The sequence below is a fragment of the Mesorhizobium dulcispinae genome, assembly GCF_033977345.1.
Lineage (GTDB): Bacteria > Pseudomonadota > Alphaproteobacteria > Rhizobiales > Rhizobiaceae > Mesorhizobium > Mesorhizobium dulcispinae.
Genome location: NZ_JAVIIY010000003.1, coordinates 401685 through 422837, shown reverse-complemented (window position 1 = coordinate 422837; position 21153 = coordinate 401685). Strand labels below are relative to the sequence as shown.

The following is a 21153-nucleotide window of genomic DNA, read 5'->3' as shown; positions in this document are numbered from 1 at the left end:
ATCGCAATCCATCCCGCCAATCGATTCTTTGGGCGTCCAGGCCCATCCCAGCATCACGGAGAGCAATCTTGCAGAAACGCCGTCTCGGTCGCACCGACCTTTCCATCGCGCCGCTGGTGCTGGGAGGCAACGTCTTCGGCTGGACCGCCGACGAGAAGACCTCGTTCGACCTGCTCGACCGGTTTGCCGAGGCCGGCTTCAACGCCGTCGACACAGCGGACGCCTATTCACGCTGGGCGCCGGGCAACAAGGGCGGCGAATCCGAAACCATCATCGGCAACTGGATGAAGAGCCGCGGCAATCGGGACAGCATCGTGGTCATCACCAAGGTCGGCTCCGACATGGGCCAGGGAAAAAAAGACCTCTCCGCGGCCTATATCGAAAAGGCGGTGGATCAATCGCTGAAGCGGCTGCGGACCGACGTCATCGACCTCTATCTGTCGCATTGGCCGGACCCGGCCACGCCTTACGAGGAAACGCTCGGCGCCTATCAGCGCCTGCTCGAGAAGGGCAAGATCCGCTATCCGGGTTGCTCCAATCTCGATGCCGGACAATTGCGCGCGGCCCTCGACGTCGCGAGTCTGCGAAGCCTGCCGCGTTATGAGGTTCTGCAACCCGAATACAATTTGTACGACCGGTCTTCGCTCGATGGCCCGCTGCTCGATCTCTGCAAGACGGAGGGCGTCGGCGTCATCACCTATTTCAGCCTCGCCAAGGGCTTTTTGAGCGGCAAATACCGCAGCAAGGCCGATCTCGGCCAGAGCGAGCGCGGCGAAGACGTGGCCGAGTATCTCAACGAGCGCGGCATGCGCATCCTCTCCGCGCTCGACGCGGCCGCCGGGCGCCATTCGGCCAAGCCGGCGGAAGTGGCGCTCGCCTGGATCATGGCACGGCCGGGCATCACCGCGCCGATCGCCAGCGCCACGACGCCCGCCCAGATGGACAGCCTGATCCGCGCGGCGTCGCTCAAGCTTTCCGCCGACGACGTGGCCGCTCTGGATAGGGCGAGCGCCTGACAGGATCGGCCGCGCAAAGGTCGCGCACGATCATCCAAGACCTCACGCGGAACCTCGCGATAATTCCTGCCGCATCGCTGCAGGAATGGGGGTTCGGCATGGCTGGGGAAGTTCTGTCGGGAGCACCATCCTGGCAACAATTGCTGGCGTTGGTGTTGGCCGCCGCTGTCGTCATGGGCAGCCCCGGCCCGGCGACCATCAGCGTCACCGCCATCGGCGCCGCCTTCGGGCTGCGGCCCTCGCTGCGTTATACGTCCGGCGTCGTGCTTGGAACGACCGCCGTGCTTTTGGTGGTGGCCGCCGGAATATTCGGTATGCTCGTCTCGGTGCCGGGGCTGGCACCGTTGCTGACGGTCGCTTCGGCCGTCTACATCCTCTACCTCGCCTTCAGGATCGCGACGGCGCCGCCGCTTGCCGAAGATGGAAATACCGCGGGGCGTCCCACTTTTCTCGGCGGCTTCCTGCTCGCCGTTGCCAACCCGAAAGCCTATGTGGCAATTGGCGCCGTGTTAGCCGGCGCTTCGGCACAGGCCGATGTGGTCGGCCTGCCCACAAGGCTGCTGGTGCTGGCAGCGATGATCGTCGCCATCCATGCGCTCTGGCTTCTCGCCGGCACAGTTTTCGCGCGGCTGCTGCACAATCCGCTGGCGTCGCGGATCATCAACCTCATTTTCGCGGCGATGCTGGTGCTGACCACCGGCCTCGCGGCGCTGCCGTGAGCGGAGTCAGGCTTTCGTCGTTGCAGCAGCGCCAAGCTCCGCAAGCCGCTTCACCGCAGTCGGCGGCATGGGCGGCGGGTTCGGCGCGCGCGCGGCTTCGATGAGCAGCTCGTCGCAGGCGGTCTCCGTCTCGCCGATCAGGCGCTGCATGAATTCCTCCTTGCCGAGGCCCGGAGGGATCGGCGGCAGAAAGCGGGCCTTGATGGTGCCGGGATAGCGCATGAATTTGCGGCGCGGCCAGTAGAGGCCGGCGACATGGGCGACCGGCACCACGGGGACGCCGAGCTGGGTATAGAGCTCGACGATGCCGTATTTGTAGGATGGCTCAGCGCCCGGCGGGCGGCGCGTGCCTTCGGGATAGATGATGAGCTGACGGGGATTGCGCGCCATCTCCTGCCTGGTCGCGGCGACGACCGCTTTCAGCGCCTTGGAGCGGCTGCCGCGATCGACAGGGATCATGCGCATCTTCATGATGTACCAGCCAAAGAAGGGGATCCAGGTCAGCTCCCGCTTCAGGATGTAGAGGGCGTCGTCGAGATAAGGAAAAAAGGCGATCGCATCCCAGAAGGACTGATGCTTAGGCGCCAGGATGAAGGACCCTTCCGGCAGGTTCTCGACGCCCGTGATCTCGCTCCTGGTGCCGGCGATCTTGTCGTAGAGCCACATCGAGGTGCGCGACCAGAATTTCGGCACGAACCAGGCGCGGTGGCGGGGCGACAGGAAATAGAAGGGCGTCCAGAAGATCATCTGGACGACCAGGCTGAGATAGAAGGCAAGGTTGAACGCCAGCGAGCGGATATAGAGCATGCGGGAAAGGGCCCGGTGTGGAAGTGTGCGTTGGTTACACCAAGCGCGGGCAAAAAGGAAACGGCACGACGGTCGAGCGGCATCATAGCGAGCGCGCCAGCCGGTCCTTCAGGCGCGGCGCCGCAAAATCGAGGAAGGCGCGCAGCTTCACCGGCAGCAGGCCTTGGCCGGCATGCACGAGATTGACCGGCCATGGTGGCGGCTCGAATGGTTCCAGCACGACGCGAAGCGCACCCGCACGCACCGCGGCGTCGGCCTGGTAGGACAGCACCTTCGTCAGGCCGAGACCGGCGATCGCCGCATCGATTGCCGCCTCGGCGGTGTTGACCTGCAGCCGCGAGCGGACCGGAACCGCGGTCTCGTTCTTGCCGGCCACGAAACTCCACGTCGCGGGGGCGGCAAGCCCTTCGAAGGTGATGCAGTTGTGGCCGGCGAGGTCGCGAGGCTCGAGCGGCGCGCCGTGCTTAGCGAGATAGTCCGGGCTTGCGCAGACGATGCGGCGGATCGAGCCGACGCGCATCGCGACCATGGCCGAATCCGGCAGCTCGCCGATGCGCACCGCGAGGTCGATATGCTCCTCGACCAGTTGCGTGATCCGGTCCGACAGCGTCAGGCGGATGTCGACCTCGGGGTAGGCGGCAAGGAAGGCAGTGACCACGGGGAGCACATGCAGGCGGCCGAAGACGACCGGCGCGGTGACGACCAACTCGCCGGTCGGGCTCAAATATTCGCCGGCAGCAGCGCGCTCGGCTTCGGCCACCTCATTCAGGATGCGGCGGCAGGCGGCGAGATAAGACTGACCGGCGTCGGTCAGGGTGAGGCGTCGTGTCGAGCGGTTGAGCAGACGCGTCTTCAAATGCTTCTCCAACTCGGACAGCTTGCGGCTGACGGTCGCGAGCGGCATGCCGGCGTGTCGCGCCGCCGCGGAGAGGCTGCCGGCCTCCACGGCGGCGACGAAAAGGGACATGGCGTCGAGGCGATCCATTGGCTCTTCCAAAAAGTGGAAGGATAGATTGCAAATATGCCTTCTACCTCCGGATTTCGGAAGGGATTAAATGTCGTGCTACTTCGTCCGAGGAGCGCCGCCATGAACGCCTTCACCAGCGATGTCGCCTTCACGTCCACCGTCAAGGCGATCCAGTCCCGCAAGGGTTCGCGCGAATCCTATGCGCGTGTCGAGGCGCGCGGCGGCTGGCGCGCGACGATCACGCCCGATCTCGCCGCCTTCATCGAGGCGCAGACCAGCGTGTTCCTGGCGACGGCCAATGCCGGGGGCCAGCCCTATATCCAGCATCGCGGCGGCCCGGCCGGTTTTCTCAAGGTGCTCGACGAGCACACGATCGGCTTTGCCGATTTCTCGGGAAACCGGCAGTTCATCACGCAGGGCAATCTTCAGGACAATGCCCAGGCCTTCCTGTTCCTGATCGACTACATGCTTCGGCAGCGCATCAAGATCTGGGGCAGGGCGCGGGTCGTCGAGGACGATGCGGAGCTGACGGCGAGGCTGATGCCGGCCAACTACAAGGCGCGGCCGGAGCAGGCGATACTGTTCACTGTCACGGCCTGGGATGCCAATTGCCCGCAGCACATCCCGCAGCGCTTCGAGGCGGCGGACGTGGCCGCGGCGCTTGCCGAACGCGACCGGCGCATCCAGGACCTCGAACAGGAGATCGCGCGGTTGCGCGGCAGCACCAGCAAGGTGCCAGGACAGGGCCTGGTCTAGTTCTTCACCGTGGAGGCTTCGGCGAGGGTGACGCCCTCGGCGGTCGGGCGAAGCGGAACGATGCCGCGCGCCAGCGCCAGCACATATTTGCTGTATTCGGTGAGCAGCACGCGCAGCGCTTCGGGCTTGGTCAGCCAGCTGCCATTGCCGAGATTGGTGTTGACCACTGGATAGGGCTCGAGCCTGGCGCCATGCAGCAGCCGGCTCATCTCCAGCAGGCTGCGCGGCATGTGGTAGTTGTTGGTGACGAGGATGACGCTGCCATAGGCGTGGCTTTCCACCCATTTGGCGCTTTCCTCGGCATTGCCGATCGTGTCGAGCGCGGCGCGATCGATGTCGACGCAGCAGGAGAACAGCTGCTTGTCGCCGCCCATCGCCACTTGCAGCTGGCGGCGGCTTGCCGAGGGATGAACGCCGCTGATCAAAAGCCGCTCGCCCTTGCCCGATGCCAGCAGATCCATGGCGGCGTCGAGCCTCGATTGGCCACCGGTGAGCACGATGATGGCGTCGGCCCTGGCCGGATTGACCGGCGTCGTCATGCTGCTGACCTTGTCGGCAAACCAGCCGAAGCCGCCGGCGAAAAGCGCCAGCAGGGCAAGCAGGAAGAAGCCGCAGAGACGAAGCGCAAACCTGAGACGACCGGGCCTTGCGGGCGCCGCGCCGCGCCCAAGCGCCGCTGGCATCCGTCCAGCCGTCCCGATCGAGTCCCGCGCGTCCATCATCCCCAGGTTAATCCTGAAAACATCCTATGGTTAACTCTGAAATGCGGCCTTTCATAGATAAAGGCGGCGCACATTGCGTTACGGCAGCTGCTCGGTCCGTGATCGTTTTCCTTCCTGAATATAACGGCTTAGGCCGGTTTTCATATCGTCCCACGGGATCGCGTCATGATCAGCCCGCCTCCGGCTGGCGGATGTCGATATCGCTGAGATAGGCGACGACCGTGGCATGCGAGGTCGCCGCCGTCAGCGCGCCGATTACCAGCACCATCAGGCCGACGCCGAGATAGCCGGTGGAGCCGATGGCGAAATTGCCGAACAGCGCGGTCGCCTGGTCGGCCTCGGGCGTCGCCATGTTGCGCGACGACCACCAGGAAAAGACGATGAAGACGAGGATAGCGGCAGCACCGCCGGCGGCGGCGCCCTTCATGCCGGTGACCAGGAAATGCCAGCGGAATTCGCGCGCGATGAAGCGGGCCTCGGCGCCGACGAAATGCAGCACTTCGATGATGTGACCGTTGCCGGCCATGGCGCCGCGCGTGGCGAACACCACCGTCAGCACCGTCGCCGACAGTATCAGCGCCAGAACGGCAAAGCCGATCGTCACCGTCGTGTGCGCCATGGCGACCAGCCGGTCGACCCAGGTGCGATGATCGTCAAGTGCTGCGCTCGGCAGCTTGGGCGTGATCGCGGCGCGCATGGCGGCGAAGTCGGGCGGACTGGCCTCGTCGATGGTGACGACGATGAGCCGCGGCACCGGCAGTTCGTCGATGTTGAGGCCTGTGCCCAGCCACGGCTCCAAAAGGCGCGCCGTCGCATCGCGGTCGACGATCTTCGTGCCTTTCACGCCTGGAAACTCGCTGGCGATCTGCGAGGCCTGCGCGAGGGCCGCTTCCATGTCGAGGCCCTCGACCGGCTTGATCTGGATGGTCGCCTCGCGCGAGATCTGGTTCTCCCATACGGAGGCAGTATCGCGCACCAGCGTCACGGCGCCGAAGGTCAGGCAGGACAGGAAGGTCATGATGGCGATGACCAGCACCAGCGCCCGGCCGGCGATGTTTTGCGCCGGCACGATCGGCGCCATCTTGCGCTGGGCGCGCCGAACGGTTGCCGTCGTCTCGGTGGCCTCGTCCTGCAGGTGATCGGCCGGAAGATCAGTCATAGACGTCCAGCCTTCCGCCGGCGAGAATCATGCGCCGCGCATCGACCTGCTCCATCAGGCCGAGATCGTGGGTGGCGATCACCACGGCGGTGCCGAGCCGGTTGAGCTCGATGAAGAGCCTCAGCAGCCGGCGTGCCAGCGGCGGATCGACATTGCCGGTCGGCTCGTCGGCAAGCAGGATCTCCGGCTGCTCGATCAGGGCGCGGGCGATCGCGGCGCGCTGCTTCTCGCCGCCGGACAGCACCGGCGGTAGCACATGCATACGGTCGCCGAGCCCGACCCATTTCAGGAGCTCGGTGACGTCGGTGCGATAGCTCGCTTCCTCGCGCCCGCGCACGCGCAAGGGCAGCGCGACGTTCTCGTAGGTGGTCATGTGATCGAGCAGGCGGAAATCCTGGAATACCACGCCGATGCGGCGCCTGAGCAGCGGCAATTCGCTGCGCGAGATGCGCGAACGATCCTTGCCGAAAATGGTGATCAGGCCCCGCGTCGGTTTCAGCGACATGAAGAGCAGGCGCAGCAAGGTCGTCTTGCCGGCGCCCGAGGGACCGCTCAGGAACTGGAAGGAGCGCTCCGGGATGTGCAGGGAAATGTCGCGGAGGATCTCCGGACCCATGCCATAGCGGAGGCCGACATTTTCGAAGCGGATCACTTTCGGCGACCTGAAACCTTGGGCGGCGTCCTGCCAGCCTGTTCTCTGCCAAGACCATCGGCCGGCATGGTTAATCGTCGGTTAATTTCTGCGCGGTTTCGACGTTTCACAGCGGTTCCGGTGGGGAAGCGTTAACCATTTGCGTTTACCCAAAACAAACGAAGATTGCACTGGGGCCGTAATGGCTGAGGATAGAACCGCGCGCCCTGTTTCCGGCGAAATCATGACGGGTGCGGCGCCAAACGCCGCGCCGGAGCGCGTCATGCTCGATGCGCCGGTCGACATCGTCGATGCCGACTATGTGGTGCTGCCGCGATTCGCTGCCCGTTCGGAACCGATCGCGGCGCCGCCACCGCCGCAAGCGCCCGCGACGCCATCCATCGAAGGCATGGGCATGCTGCGCAAACCGGAGGCTGCGCCCGCGCGGCCGGCCTCGCGCGGCGGTCCGATCTTCTGGACCGCCGGAGTGGGCGCGGCACTCGTCGCCTTCTGGGTGTCGGGCGGGCACGCCCTGGTGCGTCAAAGCCCCTTCTGCGCGGCTTCAGCACCGGCAAGCGCGCTCAGCATTTCCGGCGTGACGTCGCGAATCGACGCCTCGGGACTGAAGCCCGTCCTGTTCGTCGACGGCGAGGCCGCCAATGACGGCGCAAGGTCGCAGGCGCTGCCGCCGCTCGAGATCCGTGTCACCGACAATGCCAGCAACGTCATCCGCTACAGGCTGGGGACATCCAACCGCTCGCTGGCGCCCGGCGAAAGATTCGGCTTTTCCAGCCGCCTCGATGTGCCTAGAAACGGCGTGAAGGCCGTATCGGTCGCCTTCGCCGGCTAGGTGTGTCGATATTCAGGTGAGGCCGGCCTGACCTGAATTTCAACACGCCTCGGCGATTCGCTGTGGGCGACGAGTTCTCTGGAAAGGTAGTTGATGCCAGTAGTGCGCGGCAAAAATATCGAGGTCCTGTTTTCGGCGTCGGCGATCGCCCGCCGCAATCTCGAGCTCGCCAAGGAGATCGCCGGGCGCGACTATCACGACCTTCTGGTGATCTCGATCCTGAAGGGCTCATTCGTCTTTGCCGCCGATCTCATCCGCGCCATGCATGATGTCGGCCTGTCGCCCGAGGTCGAGTTCATCTTCATCTCCAGCTATGGCGCCGGCACCACAAGCGGCCAGGTCAGGGTGCTGCGCGACATCGACAATGAGGTCGCAGGCCGCGACGTCCTTTTGATCGACGACATCCTCGAATCCGGCAAGACGCTTTCCTTCACTCGCGACCTCATGTTGTCGCGCGGCGCCAGAAGCTGCGCCATCGCGGTGCTGCTCGACAAGCGCATGCGACGCCAGACCACGCTCAACGCCGACTATGTCGGCTTCGACTGCCCCGATTACTTCGTCGTCGGCTACGGCATGGACGTCGCGCATGCGTTCCGGGAACTGCCGTTCGTCGGGGTCGTGAAGGGCGACGCGTAAAGGTCGCGCCGAAAAGGCTGCACGCACGTTTCAAATTTTCAGAAAACGTCAACGTTTCGGCGGCATCTATCTCGGCATGGCAAAGCTCCTGATCGTCGAGGACGATGAGTCCGTCCGCACCCTCGCTGCCCGCGCGCTCGAGCGTGATGGGCACAGTGTCACCATCGCCGCCGACGGCGCGCAGGGGCTCGCCCTGATCCGGCAGCAACGCGGCAGCTACGATCTCGTGGTGTCCGACATCCGCATGCCGGAGATGGACGGCATCGAGATGGCGACGGCGGCGGCAAAACAGTTCCCGACGCTGAAGATCATGCTGATGACTGGCTATGCCGACCAGCGCGAGCGCGCCGAGGAACTGAACGGCATCATCCTCGACGTCGTGCAGAAGCCTTTTACGCTTGCCGAGATACGCGCCCGCGTCGGTCGGGCCTTAAGCTGCTTCGCTTGACCGTTTAGATCGCGTCGCCCGTTACCGCCACCGCAGGCGCGGCATTGCGCCGCCGCTCACCGTTGAGCGCGACCAGGCCGGCGCCGATGATCAGCGCCGCGCCAAGCACGGTCGTTGCCCGCGGAACCTCGGCAAAGAACAGGAAGCCCCAGAGCGGCGACCATAAGATACCGGTATATTCGAAGGTGGCGACGCGGTTGGCGGGCGCCATCCGGTAGGCCTGCGACAGCAAGATCATGCCGGCGGAGGCGACGCCGCCGCAGGCGGCCATTTTCAGGAAGTCCGGCATGGTCGGCCATGCCCATGGCCGCACCAGGAAGTCGAGGCTCGGATGACCCGCATGGGTGATGCCGGCAAGATGAAACACGGTGGCGACCGCCACGGCGCCGGTGAGGTAGGCGCCGTTCTGGTAGAAGGCCATGACGGTGGAGGATTCGGTATCGCCGATCCGGCGCGCCATCAGCTGCGAGAAGCCGTAAAGGAACGCCGAGCCGAGCGACAGAAGCGCCGCCCAGTCGAACAATCCGGCGCCCGGACGCAGCATCACGATCACGCCGACCAGGCCGATCAGCACCGTCGTCAGCGTCCGCCACGAGACGTGCTCACCGAGATAGGGCCCGGCAAGCGCCATGATGAAGAGCGGCGCCATGAAATAGAGCGCTATGGCGTCCGCCAGCGACAAGGCGGCGATCGCCAGATAGTAGACGGTGTAGGAGCTGAATTGGATGAAGGCGCGCAGCGTCAGCATGCTCATTCGCCTCGACAGCAAGGCCTTCAGGCCGACATCGGCCTGGACGATAACGATCAGGATCGGCAGCGCGACGATGGCGCGGATCGCCATCACTTCGGTCACCGGATAGCCGCCCGAAACCGCCTTCACCAGCGGGTCCTGCAACGAAAACACGAGAACGCCCAGGCAGAGGCTTAAGACGCCAAGCACCATCCGGTTCTGCATCGTCGTTCCAGCGAAAAAGAGCCCGCTACCGTGCGGGCAGCGGGCACGAGTGAGGACTCTTCGAATTGGTCCGCGGCCGAATCTCACGGCCGCATATCCAATGGGTAGGGCAACTATCCAGCGGCGTTTGACATGTTGCAAACGAATTGGAATGATACCAGCAATCAAAATTTCTTATGGCGACTTCCATGAAGCCCACTCTCGACAGCGACCTCCTGCGCACCTTCGTGGCGGTGGCCGAGACGGGTAATTTCACCAAGGCCGCCGAAAAGGCTGGACGCACCCAGTCAGCCGTTTCCATGCAGATGAAGAAGCTGGAGGACATGGTCGGCGACAGCCTGTTCGAGCGCGGCTCGCGTGGGGTGGCGCTGACGCGGCGCGGCGGCGAACTCATCGCCAATGCCCGCCGGATCGTCTCGCTGCTCGACGAGACGGCGGCGTCGCTGGTGGCGCCGCCGCTGGGCGGGCTGGTGCGTATCGGAATCCCCGCCGAATATGGCCGCTCGATCCTGTCGCGGGCGCTCGGCGAATTCGCCAAGCGCCACCCGCGCGTGGAGGTCACGGTGCGCTACGCGCATTCAGATTCGCAGGTGAGGGCGCTGGTGGCGGGCGAGCTCGACCTCGCCGTGGTGTTCGAGTGGGAAGGCTCATCCGGCGGCGAGGTGCTGATGCACGATCCGACGGTGTGGGTGACATCCATGCTGCACCACATGCATGAGGAGCGGCCGGTGCCGATCGCGCTCTACAACCGCAACGGCTGGTGCCGCGATTTCGCGATCAAGTCGCTGCAGCAGCGCGGGCTCGACTACCGCGTCGCCTATACCAGCGACACCAATGGCGGCCTGACGCTGGCGGTCACTTCCGGTCTGGCGATCGCGCCGATCTCGCGCAGCAACATCCCGCCCGACTGCCGCGAGCTGACCGCCGCCGACGGCTTCGGCGACATCGATTCCTCCAATGTGGTGCTGCACCGCAATCCGCTGGCGACGGGCGAGGCGATCGACGGCATGGAGAACGCGATCCGCGAGGCGTTCATGCTGACCAGGCAGGCCCAGGCGACGGCCAGCCTTTGAGCTGCTGGAAGGCGCGCACGTGGAGGATCGCGCCAGGCTGGACTCGTGCCGGTCTCATCCGCGATCCTGGCAAGACGCATCGATCGGCTGACATATTGGCAAATCACCAGCGCGGCCGGCAGAGCTTCGACAAAATGGCTGGATAGCTATTTCAGCTCGAGCAGCCGTTCGAGGTAGCTGCGCTCGATGTCCGGGCTCAGCGCGTTGCCCAGGCGCTTGCGGATCGCTTCGAGGATCTGGCGGGCACGCTGCACGTCGATCTCGTCCGGCACCTTGACCGAGTTGCCGTCGTCGGGACCCTTCGTGGCGCGCGGCCGGCCGAGCGGGTCGCGGTCGGCGTCCTGCTGACGCCCACCCTGCTCGCTGCCGCCCTGGTCGCCCTGCATGGCCTGCATCTGCTTCATCATCTCCTTGGCGCCGCGGCGCAGCGCTTCCAGCGCCCGACCCTGGTGGCCGACCGCCTCGTCGCCTTGACCCTCGCCGAGCGACTGCTCGGCATCGCCCATGGATTTGCCGGCCTCGCCGAAGCCCTCATTGGGCTCCATGCCCATGCCTTCGAGGCCCTTCTTCAGCTTGTCGAGATCGCTCTGCAGCTGGCCCTGGCCCTCCTGCAGCTGCTTCAGCGCGTCCGCGAATTCCTGCGGCGTCATCGGCTTCGGGCGGCCGAGCGGGTCGCGGTCGTCGCCGGGGCCTGGCTTCTGCCCGTCCTCCGATTGGCTCTGCTCGCCATCCTCGCCCAACTGCTCGTCGCGATTCGCACCGCGCTGCCGCTCGCCGCGCTGCATCTGGTCGAGGCGGAAGGTGTCGTTCATCATCTCCTGCTGGCGCCGCATGATCTCGCCCAGCTTGTCCATCTGCTGGCGCATCTCGCTGTCCTGCTCGCCAGCCTGTTGCTGGCGGCCGGCCTGCAGGTTGTTCATCATGTCCTGCAGTTCGGACAGCAACTGCTGGGCCCGGTCGCGGTCGCCGGATTTTGCGAGATTCTCGATCTCGTCCATCATCCGGTTGATGTCGCTCTGGCGCAGTTCCCGTCCGTTCTGCTGCATCTGCGGCGCGTTCGGGTTCTGCTGCGCGCGCTGGGCGAATTCCTGCAGGAACTGGTTCATCGCCTCGCGCAGTTCCTTCATCGCCTTGTTGAGCTCTTCGTCGCTGGCGCCGTTCTTGATGGCGTCCTGCAGCGCCTGCTGCGCCTGGCGCAGCCGCCGCTCGGCAGCCGAGAGATTGCCTTCCTCGATACCGAGCGCGATCTCCCACAGATAACCCACCTCGTTGCGCAGCTGGTCGTCGGTCCCGGAGAGCTTCAGCCGGCTCCTCGCGCTCATGATCGCGAGGTAGTGCGACATGTTGTCGAAGGTATCCTCTGGGCGCAGCGTGATCGCGTCCATCAGGTCGAGCACGCGCGGCTTGGCGTTGGTGTCGAGTGCCAGCAGCCGGCGCTGCTCGACTACGGCGCGGGCCAGCGGATTGGAGAAGGGACGCTCCGGCATCAGCAGCGTCTTGGTCTCACTGGTGGCGGTATGGCCGGCGTCGTCAGTGGCGGTGAGCGTCAGCTTGATGCTGCTGCCGGCCCAGACATGCTCGGTCAGATCCTTGGTCGTCTTGGCCGCATTCGCCTTGCCGCCGCGGCGCGGCAGCGTCAGCGGCATGTCGGGCGGGCCATAGAGCGGATGAGCATTGGCCGGCGGCGGATCCGACAGCTCGAAGACGGCCTTGGCGGAGGCCGCGCCGTAGTCGTCGTCGATCTGGTAATTGAGCTCGATGGCGCCGTTGACGGCGCGCTTGGGCTCGCCGACGAAACGGATCGTCGGCGGCTTGTCCGGAATGATAGCAAAGGCCCATCGGCCGAGATCGTCCTCGCCGGACTTCAGCGTCAGCGTGCCGTCGGCGTTCAGCTTGCCGGAGAACTGGCGCACTTTGAGCTGGGCATCGGCTGGGGGCCCCGTCTGGGCGGCGGCGGGCGTGACACCCTTCGGCGCGGCCGGTTCGATGGCCCGGTCATGGCCGCTTGTGTCGGCATAGTTCAACGTTTCCTCGCCGGTTCCGCCGGTGACGCGCAGCGAGACGTCGCTGCCCTGCGGCACGCTGAAGGTGCGCGCGGCCTGATTGACGTCGGCGGTCAGAAACAGCGGCGGCTTGCCGGTATAGGCGGGCGGCGTCACCCAGGCATCGATGCGCGGCGGCACGGTATCGCGCGCGGCGCTGGCGACGAAGCCGTCGCTGATCCTGCCGCCGAAAGGTCCGAACGAGAAGGCAAAGGCGGTGACGAACAGCAGCCCTACCACGGCCCGCAGGGCCCAGCGGTCGTAATCCGGCACGCTTGTGCGCGGCCTGTCGGCGCCGAGGCTTGAGAGCCGCTCGGCCATGCGCTTCTGGTGCTCGCGCCACAGTGCCTGCGAGAAAAGGCTCTCCGCGCCGCTTGGCCGGTCGGTCTGCACCTGCACGGGGCTGTGCAGCAGCTCGTTCGCCGCCTCGATACGCCGGTCGACCTCGGCGACGGAGGGGATGCGGAAGAAGCGCAACGGATAAAGCGCCGCCAGCGCCGAGATGGAGAACAGGATCAGGAGACCGATCCGCGCCAGATCCGGCAGGTGCTGAAACAGGCCCAGCCACGAGACGCTGAGGAACAGGCCGGCGACCACCGCCAGCGGCAGCAGCAACGGCCAGCCACGCTCGAAGATCATCGAGGTTCGCGTCGCCAGCCGGCTGAGCGCCAGACGCCCGGCCAGACCGCGTTCGCTGGAAATGGGTCGTTCCGTCATCGGCCCTTCCTGCCCGGGCAGGATAGCCCGGACCTCATGAGCAGAGGATAACACCAAACACGGCGAAGGCGAGGCGGGTTCCGAAAACGTGAAGCGGTTCGCCCGGTTTATGATCAGAAATTCGCGGGATTCGTGTTGGAGCCGCAGACCAGGACGGCCACGCGCTCGCCGGAAGCCGGCGTGTAACGGCCGGAAAGCATTGCGGCAAAGGCGGCGGCTCCGCCGGGCTCGGCGATGATTCGGGCGCGATCCCAGAGCGCTTTCTGCGCCGCCACGATGTCGTCGTCGCTGACCAGGATCGAGCGCTCGACGAAGGCTTCCGCGATCGGAAACATCATTTCGCCGACGCGCTTCGGCGCCAGCGAATCGGCGGCTATGCCCTCGGCCGGCGCATCGACCGGCTTGCCGGCCTCGAAGGCGCGGTAAAGCGTCGGCGCGCCCTCGGGCTCGATGGCGACGATGCGGATGCGGCCTGAGAACCAGGCCGCGATGCCGCCGATCAGCCCGCCGCCGCCGACGGCGACAAACAGCGTATCGATCTCGGGCAGGTCGGCTTCGATCTCGAGGCCGAGCGTGCCCTGGCCGATGAGCGTCTCTTCCTGGTTGAAGGCGTGGATCTGCAGAGCGCCGGTCCTTTCGGCAAAATCCTCGCTTGCGGCCAGCGCTTCGGCATAGCGCGCGCCGCCGACGACCAGTTCGGCGCCATAGGAGCGGATGCGCTCCAGCTTGGCCGGCGGGCTGACCTCGGGCACGAAGATGGTGGCCTTGTGCCCGAGCTTCATGGCGGCATAGGCGACGGCGGCGCCGTGATTGCCGCCCGAAGCGGCGACGACGCCGGCTTCCGGCACCTGCCGCTCGAGCAAGTTGGTGAAGGCGCCGCGCGCCTTGAACGAGCCGGAATGCTGCAGGCATTCGAGCTTCAGATCGACCGGAAAGGCCGGCCGGCCGAAGTCAGCCATGTCGACGCGCATCACCGGCGTGTGGCGGACGTATGGGCGAATGCGCGGTTCCACGGCGGCAATGCGTTCGCGCGTGATCGCCCCTTTGTCCGGTGTCTTTGCATTCAACATGGCCTGCTCCTTGGGATTGACTTCAATTAGTAACTTAGCAAAATGGCTAAATGCAAGAGGTCGACATCTTCAAGGCGATTGCCAACGAGCGCAGGCTGCAGATCCTCGATTGGCTGAAGGATCCGCGCGCGCATTTCCCACGCCAGGCCGATGGCGATCTGGTCGAGGACGGTGTCTGCGCGCTGCTGATCGCCGAAAAGCTCGGCATTACCCAGGCAACGCTCAGCGAGCATATGCGCGTCTTGACCCAGGCGGGCCTGCTCAGCGCCAAGCGCACCAGGCAATGGATATTCTATCGCCGCGACGAAGGCAGGATCGCCGAGGCCAAGGCGCTCATTCTGCAAAAAATCTAGCGGCTTGGGCTACTTCAGCCAGTCGGGCAGCGAATCGAGCCCGATCAGTTCCTCATAGGTCTGGCGCGGCCGCACGACGTGAAAACGGTCGCCGTCGACCAGCACCTCGGGCACCAGAAGCCTTGTGTTGTAGGTGCCGGCCTGCACCGCGCCATAGGCACCGGCGGTGGCGACGGCGATGAGGTCGCCGGCCTTCAGCCTGGGCAGATCGCGGTCGAGGCCGAGGAAGTCGCCGGTCTCGCAGACCGGCCCGACAATATCGACCTTCATGCGCGGCGTGGCGGCCGGCGGCTGCACCACCGGCTTGATGTCGTGGAAGGCGTCGTAGAGCGTCGGCCGGATCAGGTCGTTCATGGCGGCGTCGACGACGAGGAAGTTCTTGGCGTCGCCTTCCTTCACGTAGATCACTTCGCTGACGAGGATGCCGGCATTGCCGACGATCAGCCGGCCGGGCTCGAACATCACCTTCAGGCCGAGCCGGGTGACGTGCTTCCTGACGATCTCGGCATAGGCGTCGGGCAAAGGCGGCGGGCTGTTGTCGACGCGGTACGGGATGCCGAGGCCGCCGCCGAGATCGACATGCTCGATTGAATGCCCGTCGGCGCGCAGCACGCCGACGAGTTCCACCAGCAGCGCGAAAGCGTCGTCGAACGGCTGCAGCTCGGTGATCTGGCTGCCGATATGGGTGTCGATGCCGGTGACCCGGATGCCCGGCAGCTCCGCCGCGCGGGCATAGACCTGGCGCGCCCGCTGCCACGGGATGCCGAACTTGTTCTCTGCCTTGCCGGTCGAGATCTTCTTGTGGGTTTTCGCATCGACATCCGGATTGATGCGCAGCGAAACGGGCGCCGTCTTGCCGAGCGCTGTCGCGCGCGCCGAGAGCAGTTCCAGTTCCGGCTCGGATTCGACGTTGAAGCAGAGGATGCCGGCCGAGAGCGCGAAGTCCATCTCGCGCGCGGTCTTGCCGACGCCCGAAAACAGGATCTTGCTCGCGGGGATGCCGGCTGCCAGCGCCCGGCGCAACTCGCCTTCCGACACCACGTCGGCGCCTGCGCCAAGCCTCGCCAGCGTCTTCAGCACCGCCTGGTTGGAATTGGCCTTCATGGCGTAGCAGACTAGCGCGTCGAGGCCGGCAAAAGCCTCCCTGAAGACGCGGAAATGCCTGGTCAGCGTCGCGGTCGAATAGCAGTAGAAGGGCGTGCCGACGCTGGCGGCGATATCGGGGATTGCCACATCCTCGGCGTACAGCACGCCGTCGCGGTAGTCGAAATGGTTCACGGGAAATGGTCCGAAAATTGGAGCATGACGAGATCGGGCGATCTCATCGGCTCTAGAGCAAGGGGTCGAGAATGAACTTCTTGTCCTTGACCGGTTTCTCCGGCTCGGGCGGCAGCGGCTGCTTGGCCTTTTCCGCATCCTTGCGCGCCTGCACGGCAGCCTCGTAAGGAGTATCGAGGCCGCCTCTCCTGCCGCAGGCCGTGACGGTGACAACCGCCGCCAGCAACGCGAGCGTCACCAAAATCCTGCCACGGGTCATCGATCCATCCGTTCGAAACTGTTTGCGTGCTGCGCTTTTAGCGGAGTTTTCGGCGCATTGCATCCCGGCATTACGCCTTGGCGAGCCGCTTTTTCCAATAGCGGATCTGCTTCTTAACCTCCGACGGCGCGGTGCCGCCGAAGCTGACGCGGCTCTTCACTGAATTCTGCACGGCGAGCACCGAGAAGATGTCGTCCGTGATGCCGGAATGGATCGAGCGCAGGTCCTCGAGCGAGAGCTTTTCCAGCCCGACCTTCTTCTCCTCGGCAAGCGCGACGGCGCGGCCAGTGACGTGATGGGCCTCGCGGAAGGGGAGGCCCAGATTGCGCACCAGCCAGTCGGCGAGGTCGGTCGCGGTGGCGTGGCCGGCGCCGGCGGCTTTCTTCATGGCAGCGGCGTTCACGGTCATGTCGCGCACCATGCCGGTGGTGGCGGCCAGCATCAGGTCGAGCGTCTCGGCGGCGTCGAAGACCGATTCCTTGTCCTCCTGCATGTCCTTGCCATAGGTCAGCGGCATCCCCTTCATCACCGTCAGCAGGCCGACCAGGTGGCCGTTGATGCGGCCGGTCTTGCCGCGCACCAGTTCGGCGGCGTCCGGATTCTTCTTCTGCGGCATGATCGAGGAGCCGGTGGAGAAGGAATCCGAGAGCCGGACGAAGCCGAATTGCGGCGTCGACCAGATGATGATCTCCTCGGCGAGCCGCGACAGATGCGTGCCGCAGATCGCGGCGACGCCCAAGAACTCGAGCGCGAAGTCGCGATCGGAAACGCTGTCGAGCGAATTGCGCATCGGTTCGCGGAAGCCGAGCGCCTTGGCCGTCATGTGGCGGTCGATGGAAAAGCTCGTGCCGGCAAGGGCGGCGGCGCCCAGCGGGCTTTCGTCCATGCGCTCGATGGCGTCGCGGACGCGCGAGAGGTCGCGGCCGAACATCTCGACATAGGCCATGCAGTGATGGCCGAAGGTCACCGGCTGCGCCGCCTGCATATGGGTGAAGCCGGGCATCACTGTCGCGGCATGCTCCTCGGCGCGTTCGAGGAAGGCGGCGATGAGGTCCTTCAGCGCCCGGGCGACGCGCTGGCATTCCTCCTTGACCCAGAGCCTCAGATCGACCGCCACCTGGTCGTTGCGTGAGCGGGCGGTGTGAAGCCGGCCGGCGGCCGAACCGATCAGGTCGGCAAGGCGCGCCTCGACGTTCATGTGGATGTCTTCGAGCCTGGTCGAGAATTCGAACCTGCCCGCCTCGATCTCTTTCAGGATCGTGTTCAGGCCGTGAGCGATTTTTTCTTGATCGGCCGCCGAAATAATGCCCGTCTGCGCCAGCATCTCGCTGTGCGCGATCGATCCGCGGATGTCCTGCGCATAGAGTTTGCGGTCGAAGGCGATCGACGCGTTGATCGCTTCCATGATCGCGGCCGGACCCGAGGCAAAACGTCCGCCCCACATCTGGTTGCTGGCCTTCTTGTCGCTCATCGCTATAACCCGTGCTCCGGAGCAGTTTTTAAGAAAATGGCAGACGGCAATAAATTCTTCCCGGCCCCGCGCCTCATCCTGGCCGCCCTGGTGGCGGGCGTGCTGGCCGGCGCGGTCGCGGTATATGTCAGCGAGAGCGGTTCTGGCAACAACGCGCCGGATCATGTCGCCGCCGCCAGCAACAGCAAGGACGACGTCGCCTGCCAGGCGAAGGCCGAGCGCGCCAAGCAGGTCGCGGCGAAGGCCGTCGGCCAGGTCGCGGCGCTGCAGCCAGCGGACCCGCCGCAATCGCTGAAGAGCCTTGCCTTCAACGGACCCGACGGCAAGCCGATGACCATTGCCGACCATGCCGGCAAGACGGTGCTGCTCAATCTGTGGGCGACATGGTGCGCGCCCTGCCGCGCCGAAATGCCGGCGCTTGATGCGCTGCAGAAGGAAAAGGGCAGCAACGCCTTCGAGGTCGTGGCCGTCAATGTCGACACCGGCGACGACGCCAAGCCGAAGAAATTCCTCAAGGAGATCGGCGTCGAGACGCTCAGCTATTACCGCGACCCGACGATAGCTTTGTTCAACGAGGTCAAGACGCGCGGGCTGGCGCTGGGTTTGCCCGTCACCATGCTGATCGATGGCGAAGGCTGCCTGATCGCGCATATGAACGGTCCCGCGGAATGGTCGAGCCCCGACGCCAAGCGGCTGGTGGAAGCCGCGCTTGGACCGTGATCCCGAAAGAGGAAGCCGGGTTTTGCGTCGCCGAACTTCGGGTCGAATAACGATCAGATTGAGCGCGCGGCGGCCGGTTCCAGCATCAGGATGCTGCTACCGCGCGACATGACGCGATCGTTGGCCGCCGGCGCCGGCACGCCGGTCAGCTCGCTGAAGGTTTCGATCGGGCCGGGCCTGCCGAGATAGTATCCCTGGCCGATCTCGCAGTCCTCGGCGTCGAGGAAGCGCAGTTCGTCCAGCGTCTCGACGCCTTCGGCCAGAACCGGCAGGCCGAGGCCTCGCCCCAGCCCCAGCACGGCGCGCACGATGGCCGCGATCTGGCCGTTCCGGTCGACCGATTTGATGAAGGAGCCGTCGATCTTGATCTTGTCGAAGGGGAAGGCGCGCAGGTTGGAAAGGGATGAATAGCCGGTTCCAAAATCGTCCATAGCGACGCGGACGCCGAGCGCCTTGACCTGCCGCAAGGTCGACAGCGCCCGCGGCATGTCCTTGATAAGCGCCGTCTCGGTCACCTCAAGCTCGAGCCGACCAGGCGCAAGACCGGTGTGGAGAAGGATCTCGTGCACCTTGCGGCTGAAATTTGGGTTGTGGAGCTGCACCGCCGAGACGTTGACGGCGATCGTCAACGGATTTTTCCAGCGCGCGGCTTCCTCGCAAGCCGTCGCCAGCACCCATTCGCCGATCTGAGCGATGCCGCCGCTGTCTTCGGCCACGGGGATGAAAACGGATGGCGGGATATTGCCGCGCTCGGGATGATGCCAGCGGATCAAGGCTTCGAAGCCGATCATCTTGCCGGTGCTGATCTCCTTCTGCGGCTGGTAGACCAGCCGGAACTCGCCGCGCGCCACCGCCTGGCGCAGATCGTGCTCCATCGCGCGCCTGTCGCGCGTCTCCGCACCCATCGAAGCCTCGAAATAGCGGTAGGTGTCCTTACCCTCGGCCTTGGCGCGGTAGAGCGCGGTGTCGGCGTGGCTGACCAGCGCCGCCTGCTCGTCGGCGTCGAGCGGGAAAAGGGCGATGCCGATGCTGGCCGACACCAGCTCGCCGCCGGGCGACAGCTGGCTCTCCTGGCGCAGCTTGGAAAGCACCGCCTCGGCGATCCGGCCGGCCGCCTGCGGGTCGGGAAGGTTGGGGGCGATGATGGCGAACTCGTCGCCGCCGAGGCGGGCGAGCATCTGCCCCTGGCGAAGCACGCTCGAAGCGCATTGCGACACTTTTTGCAGCACGGCGTCGCCGGCGGCGTGACCGAAAAGGTCGTTCACTTCCTTGAACCGGTCGAGGTCGAGAAGCATGAGCGCGAGCTGTCCGCCCTTGCCGTTGCTGCCGGCCGCGGCGATCTCAGCCTCGAGCCGGCTGGTGAAGCTGCGGCGATTGGCAAGCCCGGTCAGCGGGTCGAAATGCGCGAGGCGGATGATCTCCTGTTCGGCCTTCTTGCGCTCGCGTATGTCACGGACGGCGACGACGTCGTGAGGCTTGCCGCAATAGTCGATGCTGCGGGCGATCAGCTCGACGGGGATCCGTGTGCCGTCCTGGCCGCGCAGCTCGGCTTCCTGCGCCTGACCGTGGCCGCCGGCGATGCTTACGGCGATGCGCTCGCCGAAGAGATCGCCAAGCGTCATCGTGTTCAGCGTGCCGGCGGCGATGCCGCTCAGCGCCGCGATGCTGTCGTTGGCGCTGACGATGCGGTTGCCGTCGCAGACGATCAGCCCTTCGACGGCGGCGTTGGCCAGCCCATGCATGCGCTCGGCCTCGACCCGGTGGCGGCGGAAGCGCAGATCGATGCGGAGCGCGGCCGCCGAGAGCACCAGGATGATGATACTTGCCGTGGCGGCGGCGAAGGCCTGCGATATCGGCGCGATCGTGAATTGCGAGATCTCAATCGAGGAGTCCGGGTAGATCGAGACGGCCGCCATGGCGATGAAATGCAGGGTGCAGATCGCCAGCGTCAGAAGGACGGCGGCGGCGATCGTCGCCAGGGTCGACGGGCGACGCAACAGGACGAGCAGCGAAAGCGAGGCAAGCGTGACGCCCGCCACCAGCGAAAGCGCGACGAGCAGCTCGTTCCAGACGATCCTGCCTTGCACCTCGAATGCAGCCATGCCGGTATAATGCATCGCAGCGATGCCGATCCCGAGCACGGCGCCGCCTACCAGGGTATTGTCGATGCCGCCGCGCAGGGTGGCGATCCACATTCCGGCCGCGGTCAGGAGGACGGAAACCGCCAGTGACAGCGCGGAAAGTTCCGCGTTATAGGCGTTGGGTATTCCCGGCGTGAAAGCGGTCATGGCGATGAAATGCGTCGCCCAGATGCCGAACCCGGTCGCCGTGGCCGCGATCAACAGCCACGCATAGCGATTTCGGCTGGTCGATTGCTCGACATGGCGAAGAAGATTGACCGCCGAGAAAGACGAAATTCCGCAGATGAGCGCCGCAAGCGCGACCAATCTCAGATCGTGCTCGTGCACGATGCAATTATAGACGGTCAACATCTTGCTTCACCT

The 21153-nt window shown here is 65.4% G+C and carries 21 protein-coding genes; 9 read left to right on the top strand and 12 right to left on the bottom strand.

Features of this window, described 5'->3' with window-relative positions:
* Window positions 1-68: 68 nt before the first annotated feature.
* Both RFN30_RS09960 and RFN30_RS09955 read left to right on the top strand, forming a co-directional pair.
* Window positions 69-1016 (top strand): aldo/keto reductase, encoded by a 948-nt coding sequence (locus RFN30_RS09960; RefSeq protein WP_320261903.1) that lies wholly within the window; start codon window positions 69-71, stop codon window positions 1014-1016.
* A gap of 98 nt (window positions 1017-1114) precedes the next feature.
* Window positions 1115-1735, top strand: coding sequence for a LysE family translocator (locus tag RFN30_RS09955; protein WP_320261902.1), 621 nt, complete (start codon window positions 1115-1117; stop codon window positions 1733-1735).
* 6 nt (window positions 1736-1741) lie between these two features.
* Here RFN30_RS09955 and RFN30_RS09950 read toward each other — a convergent pair whose 3' ends face one another.
* Window positions 1742-2542 carry a lysophospholipid acyltransferase family protein gene (locus tag RFN30_RS09950; RefSeq protein ID WP_320261901.1) on the bottom strand — a complete coding sequence of 267 codons (801 nt, stop codon included), beginning with the start codon at window positions 2540-2542 and terminating at the stop codon, window positions 1742-1744.
* An 82-nt stretch (window positions 2543-2624) separates the two neighbouring features.
* A complete protein-coding gene (locus RFN30_RS09945) occupies window positions 2625-3527 on the bottom strand; it encodes a LysR family transcriptional regulator (RefSeq protein WP_320261900.1) in 903 nt (300 codons plus the stop codon).
* A 102-nt stretch (window positions 3528-3629) separates the two neighbouring features.
* Here RFN30_RS09945 and RFN30_RS09940 point away from each other — a divergent pair, with 102 nt between their 5' ends.
* The gene (locus tag RFN30_RS09940; protein ID WP_320261899.1) at window positions 3630-4265 is read left to right on the top strand and encodes a pyridoxamine 5'-phosphate oxidase family protein; all 636 of its coding nucleotides are present in this window, start codon (window positions 3630-3632) and stop codon (window positions 4263-4265) included.
* Here the strand turns inward: RFN30_RS09940 and RFN30_RS09935 are convergent.
* From RFN30_RS09935 to ftsE, 3 genes are all read right to left on the bottom strand, one after another.
* Window positions 4262-4948, bottom strand: a complete 687-nt coding sequence (locus tag RFN30_RS09935; RefSeq protein WP_320261898.1) for a YdcF family protein — start codon at window positions 4946-4948, stop codon at window positions 4262-4264. The genes RFN30_RS09940 and RFN30_RS09935 overlap by 4 nt on opposite strands.
* A gap of 208 nt (window positions 4949-5156) precedes the next feature.
* Window positions 5157-6146, bottom strand: a complete 990-nt coding sequence (locus RFN30_RS09930; RefSeq protein ID WP_320261897.1) for a cell division protein FtsX — start codon at window positions 6144-6146, stop codon at window positions 5157-5159.
* On the bottom strand, window positions 6139-6798 hold the full coding sequence (ftsE, locus tag RFN30_RS09925) for a cell division ATP-binding protein FtsE (protein WP_040998894.1): 660 nt from the start codon (window positions 6796-6798) through the stop codon (window positions 6139-6141). The genes RFN30_RS09930 and ftsE overlap by 8 nt, the downstream gene beginning before the upstream one ends.
* A 181-nt stretch (window positions 6799-6979) precedes the next feature.
* Here ftsE and RFN30_RS09920 point away from each other — a divergent pair, with 181 nt between their 5' ends.
* The 3 genes from RFN30_RS09920 (at window position 6980) to RFN30_RS09910 (ending at window position 8711) form a co-directional block, all read left to right on the top strand.
* Complete coding sequence (locus RFN30_RS09920) at window positions 6980-7627, top strand: hypothetical protein (protein ID WP_320261896.1); 648 nt, start codon at window positions 6980-6982, stop codon at window positions 7625-7627.
* A 93-nt stretch (window positions 7628-7720) separates the two neighbouring features.
* Complete coding sequence (hpt, locus tag RFN30_RS09915; RefSeq protein ID WP_320261895.1) at window positions 7721-8263, top strand: hypoxanthine phosphoribosyltransferase; 543 nt, start codon at window positions 7721-7723, stop codon at window positions 8261-8263.
* A 76-nt stretch (window positions 8264-8339) separates the two neighbouring features.
* Complete coding sequence (locus RFN30_RS09910) at window positions 8340-8711, top strand: response regulator (protein WP_320261894.1); 372 nt, start codon at window positions 8340-8342, stop codon at window positions 8709-8711.
* Between the two features lie 4 nt (window positions 8712-8715).
* Here RFN30_RS09910 and RFN30_RS09905 read toward each other — a convergent pair whose 3' ends face one another.
* Window positions 8716-9666 (bottom strand): DMT family transporter, encoded by a 951-nt coding sequence (locus RFN30_RS09905; protein WP_320261893.1) that lies wholly within the window; start codon window positions 9664-9666, stop codon window positions 8716-8718.
* Between the two features lie 188 nt (window positions 9667-9854).
* On the opposite strand from RFN30_RS09905, the gene RFN30_RS09900 reads away from it, so the two are divergent.
* On the top strand, window positions 9855-10739 hold the full coding sequence (locus RFN30_RS09900; protein WP_320261892.1) for a LysR family transcriptional regulator: 885 nt from the start codon (window positions 9855-9857) through the stop codon (window positions 10737-10739).
* A gap of 146 nt (window positions 10740-10885) precedes the next feature.
* Here RFN30_RS09900 and RFN30_RS09895 read toward each other — a convergent pair whose 3' ends face one another.
* Both RFN30_RS09895 and RFN30_RS09890 read right to left on the bottom strand, forming a co-directional pair.
* Window positions 10886-13498 carry a TIGR02302 family protein gene (locus tag RFN30_RS09895; RefSeq protein WP_320261891.1) on the bottom strand — a complete coding sequence of 871 codons (2613 nt, stop codon included), beginning with the start codon at window positions 13496-13498 and terminating at the stop codon, window positions 10886-10888.
* A gap of 113 nt (window positions 13499-13611) precedes the next feature.
* The gene (locus RFN30_RS09890; protein ID WP_320261890.1) at window positions 13612-14568 is read right to left on the bottom strand and encodes a threonine/serine dehydratase; all 957 of its coding nucleotides are present in this window, start codon (window positions 14566-14568) and stop codon (window positions 13612-13614) included.
* Between the two features lie 50 nt (window positions 14569-14618).
* Between RFN30_RS09890 and RFN30_RS09885 the strand changes: the two genes are divergently transcribed.
* Window positions 14619-14921, top strand: a complete 303-nt coding sequence (locus RFN30_RS09885; RefSeq protein WP_320261889.1) for an ArsR/SmtB family transcription factor — start codon at window positions 14619-14621, stop codon at window positions 14919-14921.
* A gap of 9 nt (window positions 14922-14930) precedes the next feature.
* Here the strand turns inward: RFN30_RS09885 and lysA are convergent, their stop codons facing one another.
* The 3 genes from lysA to argH form a co-directional block, all read right to left on the bottom strand.
* Complete coding sequence (gene lysA / locus RFN30_RS09880; RefSeq protein WP_320261888.1) at window positions 14931-16199, bottom strand: diaminopimelate decarboxylase; 1269 nt, start codon at window positions 16197-16199, stop codon at window positions 14931-14933.
* Between the two features lie 52 nt (window positions 16200-16251).
* Window positions 16252-16458 carry an LPS translocon maturation chaperone LptM gene (lptM, locus tag RFN30_RS09875; RefSeq protein WP_192251436.1) on the bottom strand — a complete coding sequence of 69 codons (207 nt, stop codon included), beginning with the start codon at window positions 16456-16458 and terminating at the stop codon, window positions 16252-16254.
* A 70-nt stretch (window positions 16459-16528) separates the two neighbouring features.
* A complete protein-coding gene (argH, locus tag RFN30_RS09870) occupies window positions 16529-17929 on the bottom strand; it encodes an argininosuccinate lyase (protein ID WP_320261887.1) in 1401 nt (466 codons plus the stop codon).
* Between the two features lie 36 nt (window positions 17930-17965).
* Here argH and tlpA point away from each other — a divergent pair, with 36 nt between their 5' ends.
* The gene (gene tlpA / locus RFN30_RS09865) at window positions 17966-18649 is read left to right on the top strand and encodes a thiol:disulfide interchange protein TlpA (protein ID WP_320261886.1); all 684 of its coding nucleotides are present in this window, start codon (window positions 17966-17968) and stop codon (window positions 18647-18649) included.
* A gap of 53 nt (window positions 18650-18702) precedes the next feature.
* Here the strand turns inward: tlpA and RFN30_RS09860 are convergent, their stop codons facing one another.
* A complete protein-coding gene (locus tag RFN30_RS09860) occupies window positions 18703-21141 on the bottom strand; it encodes a bifunctional diguanylate cyclase/phosphodiesterase (protein WP_320261885.1) in 2439 nt (812 codons plus the stop codon).
* Between the last annotated feature and the right edge of the window lie 12 nt (window positions 21142-21153).